General features: G+C 41.3%; 4 protein-coding genes and 2 pseudogenes. 3 read left to right on the top strand and 3 right to left on the bottom strand.

Going from position 1 to position 4,754, the window contains the following annotated elements; translation table 11 throughout:
• Window positions 1–13: 13 nt before the first annotated feature.
• Both BXY_RS02660 and BXY_RS02655 read right to left on the bottom strand, forming a co-directional pair.
• A pseudogene (locus tag BXY_RS02660) lies at window positions 14–546 on the bottom strand (FHA domain-containing protein).
• An 18-nt stretch (window positions 547–564) separates the two neighbouring features.
• Window positions 565–1,668 carry an HU domain-containing protein gene (locus BXY_RS02655; protein ID WP_015531155.1) on the bottom strand — a complete coding sequence of 368 codons (1,104 nt, stop codon included), beginning with the start codon at window positions 1,666–1,668 and terminating at the stop codon, window positions 565–567.
• Window positions 1,669–1,758: 90 nt separating this feature from the next.
• Between BXY_RS02655 and rfbC the strand changes: the two genes are divergently transcribed.
• From rfbC to BXY_RS02640, 3 genes are read left to right on the top strand one after another with little or no spacing between them, the layout of a single operon-like run.
• Window positions 1,759–2,307 (top strand): dTDP-4-dehydrorhamnose 3,5-epimerase, encoded by a 549-nt coding sequence (rfbC, locus tag BXY_RS02650; RefSeq protein WP_009041064.1) that lies wholly within the window; start codon window positions 1,759–1,761, stop codon window positions 2,305–2,307.
• A gap of 26 nt (window positions 2,308–2,333) precedes the next feature.
• Window positions 2,334–3,647 (top strand): UDP-glucose dehydrogenase family protein, encoded by a 1,314-nt coding sequence (locus BXY_RS02645; protein ID WP_004315344.1) that lies wholly within the window; start codon window positions 2,334–2,336, stop codon window positions 3,645–3,647.
• 35 nt (window positions 3,648–3,682) lie between these two features.
• Window positions 3,683–4,480, top strand: a complete 798-nt coding sequence (locus BXY_RS02640) for a DUF4738 domain-containing protein (RefSeq protein WP_004315345.1) — start codon at window positions 3,683–3,685, stop codon at window positions 4,478–4,480.
• 82 nt (window positions 4,481–4,562) lie between these two features.
• Here the strand turns inward: BXY_RS02640 and BXY_RS02635 are convergent.
• Window positions 4,563–4,754: pseudogene (locus BXY_RS02635) on the bottom strand (DEAD/DEAH box helicase); the annotation flags it as partial.

The raw sequence follows: 4,754 nt of genomic DNA, 5'->3' as shown, positions 1-4,754 counted from the left end.
TATTGTCAGGTGATTATTCTTGTTCAGCCGCATGCAAGATAAATGTAGTAGCTCCGATAGTCACAATAGCGCCATCCTCAATGCGTACACGATCTTTATCCCCTAGGATTTCATTCATGAGGAAAGTACCTGTCAGGCTGGGAGCATCCCGTAATGTATAAACAAGTTTTCCTTGCTTATTGCGTTTGATATTGATGATGCAATGGCGTCGATCCATGCTCATATCACCGCTTTCAATGGGCGTATTGATAGAAGTTCCCACACAACGGCGGCCTATGACATTGTCACCTTCTTGTAAGGGCAATATCTGTTTATAACCGAATACATTTTCGATAACAGTGATATATCCGAATTCTTCTTTATGGGATTCAGCTTCTTCTTCCAGATTTTCTTCCTTTCTAAGAGCCTTTACTTTGCTCTTTCCAAGCCGGATGCTGAATTGCTTGCCGCAATGCTCACATTCAAATACCAGTGATTGGCCTTCGCTATACTTGGTTTCATCAAAAAAAGGTAATTCTCACATTTAGGACAAAGAATTCGTTTCATGCTTTTAAAAAGGGATTTTTATTTAGCCAGTAACCAGGCATTCTTATAAGTTTCGTTTTTTCTTAGCTCAAGTAATTGCTTGGTCGCTTCATTGCGGTTGTCGAATGAATTGATGCTGACACGTACTTTTCCATCCATGTTCAGCGCTTTTGCATTAGCAAACCCTTTTGATTTTAATTGGGTTACTATGGCTTCTGCATCTTTCAAGCTGATTCCTCCTGTCACTATGATATGGAAAGGATGATTGGCACTTTCTGGAGATTTAACCGCAGCAGGGGCAGTAGCGGAAGTAGTAGCTGCCGTTTCCTGTTTGGCCACTTTCACTTCTCTAACTGCGATTGGCTTGGAAGTCTTATCCGCTGTATTCTTTTTAGTGGATGAAGTCTTCGTTGAAGAAGAAGTTGAAGCAGTAGCGGAAAGCTTCTTAGCTTGTTGCATTGCATCACTCTTAACATACACAGGAGTTACTACAACCGATTGCTTTTCTATTTGCTCAAAAAGCTCACTGGGTAATAATTGTGCATAATTGTTTTTTTGAACGTCTGTATTCTCTACCGGAGTTGAAAAGGCAAAGAACAATACGATGGCAGCAATCATTGCTGCAGCATTGCGAAGATATGCACGATTGATACTAATTTCAAAAGTCTTCTTTTCCTTCTCCGGATGAGCCGGTATCCATACTTTTTCTTTCTGTTGCAGAACGGAAAGTTCATGCATTTCAAAAGAGTCGAGACCGTATAATGAAGGAGTCGTTATCTTATAGTCATAAGGAACAAACTCATAGTTACCATAAATGTTATAGTGAATCTCGCCTATATTATCCAAATGGGCTTTTCCTTCTTCATGAAGGAGACCGATGAATTCGTTTACTTCCTTTTCTACTATGCGGCTGGCGTCAGCAAAACTCGTGTCATACGCTGACATATAAGATTGCACCAATACGCCGTCATTCAGTTTTAATTGAGGATTAAAGCCGATTGTGCGGGTAGGAGGTAAGAATATATTTTCTTCCTTAACACGGGTTGCAGGCGAGTAATGCGCTACAAAACCGCCAAACCCCGGAACAATGACGCAATCGTTTTCCAGTAGTAAAGTCTCTATATGTTGTGCCAATTCAATCATGTCTGCAAAATTACGAGATAAATTGAATATATCCCAGAAAACTTCGAAAAATTCACTACTTTTGCATCGTTTTATTTATCACTATCAATAATGAACTATATACAGACGGAAATAGACGGAGTATGGCTGATAGAGCCTAAAGTTTTCTCCGATGAACGGGGCTATTTTATGGAAGCCTATAAGAAAGAAGAGTTTGATGCTAATATTGGTCCCGTAGATTTTATACAGGACAACGAGTCGAAATCATCTTTTGGCGTGTTACGCGGATTGCACTATCAGAAAGGAGAATACAGTCAAGCGAAACTGGTTCGTGTTCTTAAAGGAAAAGTGCTGGACGTTGCCGTTGATTTGCGTAAGTCATCGCCTACGTTTGGAAAGCACATCTGCGTGTTGCTTAGTGAGGAAAACAAGAGACAATTTTTCATTCCCCGTGGTTTTGCTCATGGCTTTGCAGTCTTGAGCGAAGAAGCCGTTTTTACGTATAAGGTAGATAACAAGTATGCTCCGCAGGCAGAAGCTTCTATTTTGTATAATGATGAAACGTTGGGGATAGACTGGCCGTTGGCAGATTCGCAAATGGTATTATCGGCGAAAGACAGAGAGGGAACTGCCTTTAAAGATGCCGCTTATTTTGAATGAATTTCTAAACAAACAATAGATTAAGTATGAAAATTGCAATCGTGGGAACAGGGTATGTGGGGCTGGTATCAGGTACATGCTTTGCCGAAATTGGCGTGAATGTAACGTGCGTAGACACAAATAAAGAGAAAATCGAATCTTTGCAAAAGGGGAATATTCCGATTTATGAGAATGGATTGGAAGAGATGGTGCTCCGTAATATGAAAGCAAAGCGATTGAAGTTTACAACCTCATTGGAAAGCTGTCTGGACGATGTGGAAGTTATATTCAGTGCGGTTGGCACCCCTCCGGATGAAGACGGCAGCGCTGATTTGAAATACGTGTTGGAGGTGGCCCGTACCATTGGTCGCAATATGAAACAATATAAACTGGTAGTTACCAAAAGTACCGTTCCGGTGGGTACTGCCAGTAAGGTTCGTGCGGTTATTCAGGAAGAATTGGATAAGAGAGGCGTGAAAGTTGATTTTGACGTGGCTTCTAATCCGGAATTCCTGAAAGAAGGAAATGCGATCAGTGACTTTATGAGTCCGGACCGTGTGGTAGTGGGAGTGGAGTCGGCACGTGCGGAGAAATTGATGTCCAAGCTATACAAGCCATTCTTATTGAATAATTTCCGTGTGATTTTCATGGATATTCCATCTGCAGAAATGACTAAATATGCGGCAAACTCGATGTTGGCAACCCGTATCAGTTTTATGAATGATATCGCAAACTTATGCGAAATCGTTGGTGCGGATGTGAACATGGTACGTAGCGGAATAGGTTCGGACACCCGTATTGGACGTAAGTTCCTGTATCCGGGCATCGGATATGGTGGTTCCTGTTTTCCTAAAGACGTGAAAGCATTGATTAAGACTGCGGAACAGAACGGTTATAGTATGCGGGTGCTTAGTGCTGTGGAAGAAGTGAACGAACAACAGAAAAGCGTCCTGTTTGAGAAGCTAAAGAAACAGTTTAATGGTGATTTGCAAGGTAAGACTGTTGCTTTGTGGGGGCTGGCATTTAAACCGGAAACGGATGACATGCGTGAGGCTCCGGCATTAGTCCTGATCGATAAATTGCTGGAAGCTGGTTGTCGGGTGCGTGCATACGATCCGGCTGCTGTGCAAGAGTGCAAGCGTAGAATTGGAGAAAAAATCTATTATGCTTGTGATATGTACGATGCAGTGTTGGATGCTGATGTATTGATGCTGGTTACCGAATGGAAAGAATTCCGTCTGCCCTCATGGGCCGTTATCAAGAAGACGATGGCCCAGCAGATTGTGTTGGACGGACGTAATATATATGATAAAAAAGAGATGGAAGAGCTCGGATTTGTTTACCATTGTATTGGTAAATAAAAAAATAGGAGTATCTTTATACAAAACTAAGATAGATGATGAAAAATGTGGCTGTATCGTTAATGGCAATCCTTTTCGCGGCATGTAGCGGCAATAAGAGTCCCCATTCTCTTCAACAGGAGAAAGAGGATCTTAGCGCAAAAGAGTTACTGCAGGGAATTTGGCTGGACGATGAAACGGAGAGCCCGTTGATGCGTGTGGAAGGAGATACCATCTACTATGCAGACGCACAAAGTACTCCCATTGCATTTAAAATCATGCGGGACATTCTTTACACTTATGGAAATGATACCACTTATTACAAGATTGATAAACAGGGAGAACATATATTTTGGTTTCATTCCATTACGGATAATGTAATAAAACTGCATAAATCCGAAGACCTCAATGATTCTATCTATTTTGTCCGTCAGGAACTTGTGGTTCCGACTTATACGGAAGTAACCAAACGCGATAGTGTAGTGACTTACAACGGCACTCGCTATCGTGCATACGTATATATCAATCCATCTAAAATGAGAGTCATCAAGACGACTTATTCCGAAGACGGGATTAGTATGGATAATGTGTACTATGATAATGTGATGCACATCTGTGTGTACGAAGGTAAAAAGAGCCTGTTTGCCAGCGATATAACCAAACAGATGTTCGACAAAGTGGTTCCTGCGGATTTTCTGGCGCAATCAATCCTGTCAGATACAAAGTTTGTGAAAGTAAACCGGAATGGTTTTCATTATCAAGCAGTTTTAGCCATTCCGGAAACTTCCATATATAGCGTTGTAAATATGGAAGTGAGCTTTAAAGGCGATTTGGAGATTACCTCATCCAAATAAGGACTCTATATTCTATCCAAATAGGAATCAGGTTTCTCAAAATAAGAAATACAGATTCTGTCCAAACAAAGAAATACAGATTTTATTTCTGTCTGGGCGCAGGGTAGTTGCTTTTCTTCCCTCCGTTGTTTCTTTTTCCCCGGAAATCTTTTCTTTTAGAGAAATTCCCGTTCCTGTTTTTGTTGAACGAACGCGGTTTGTATTCCGGAGCCTCTCCCAATCCTTCAGGGATAGGAATCTTATAAATCTCTTTCTCCAGAAAATTCTCAATGCT

The sequence above is a fragment of the Bacteroides xylanisolvens XB1A genome, from assembly GCF_000210075.1.
Taxonomy (GTDB): Bacteria; Bacteroidota; Bacteroidia; order Bacteroidales; family Bacteroidaceae; genus Bacteroides; species Bacteroides xylanisolvens.
This window is presented reverse-complemented; position numbering and strand designations above follow the sequence as displayed.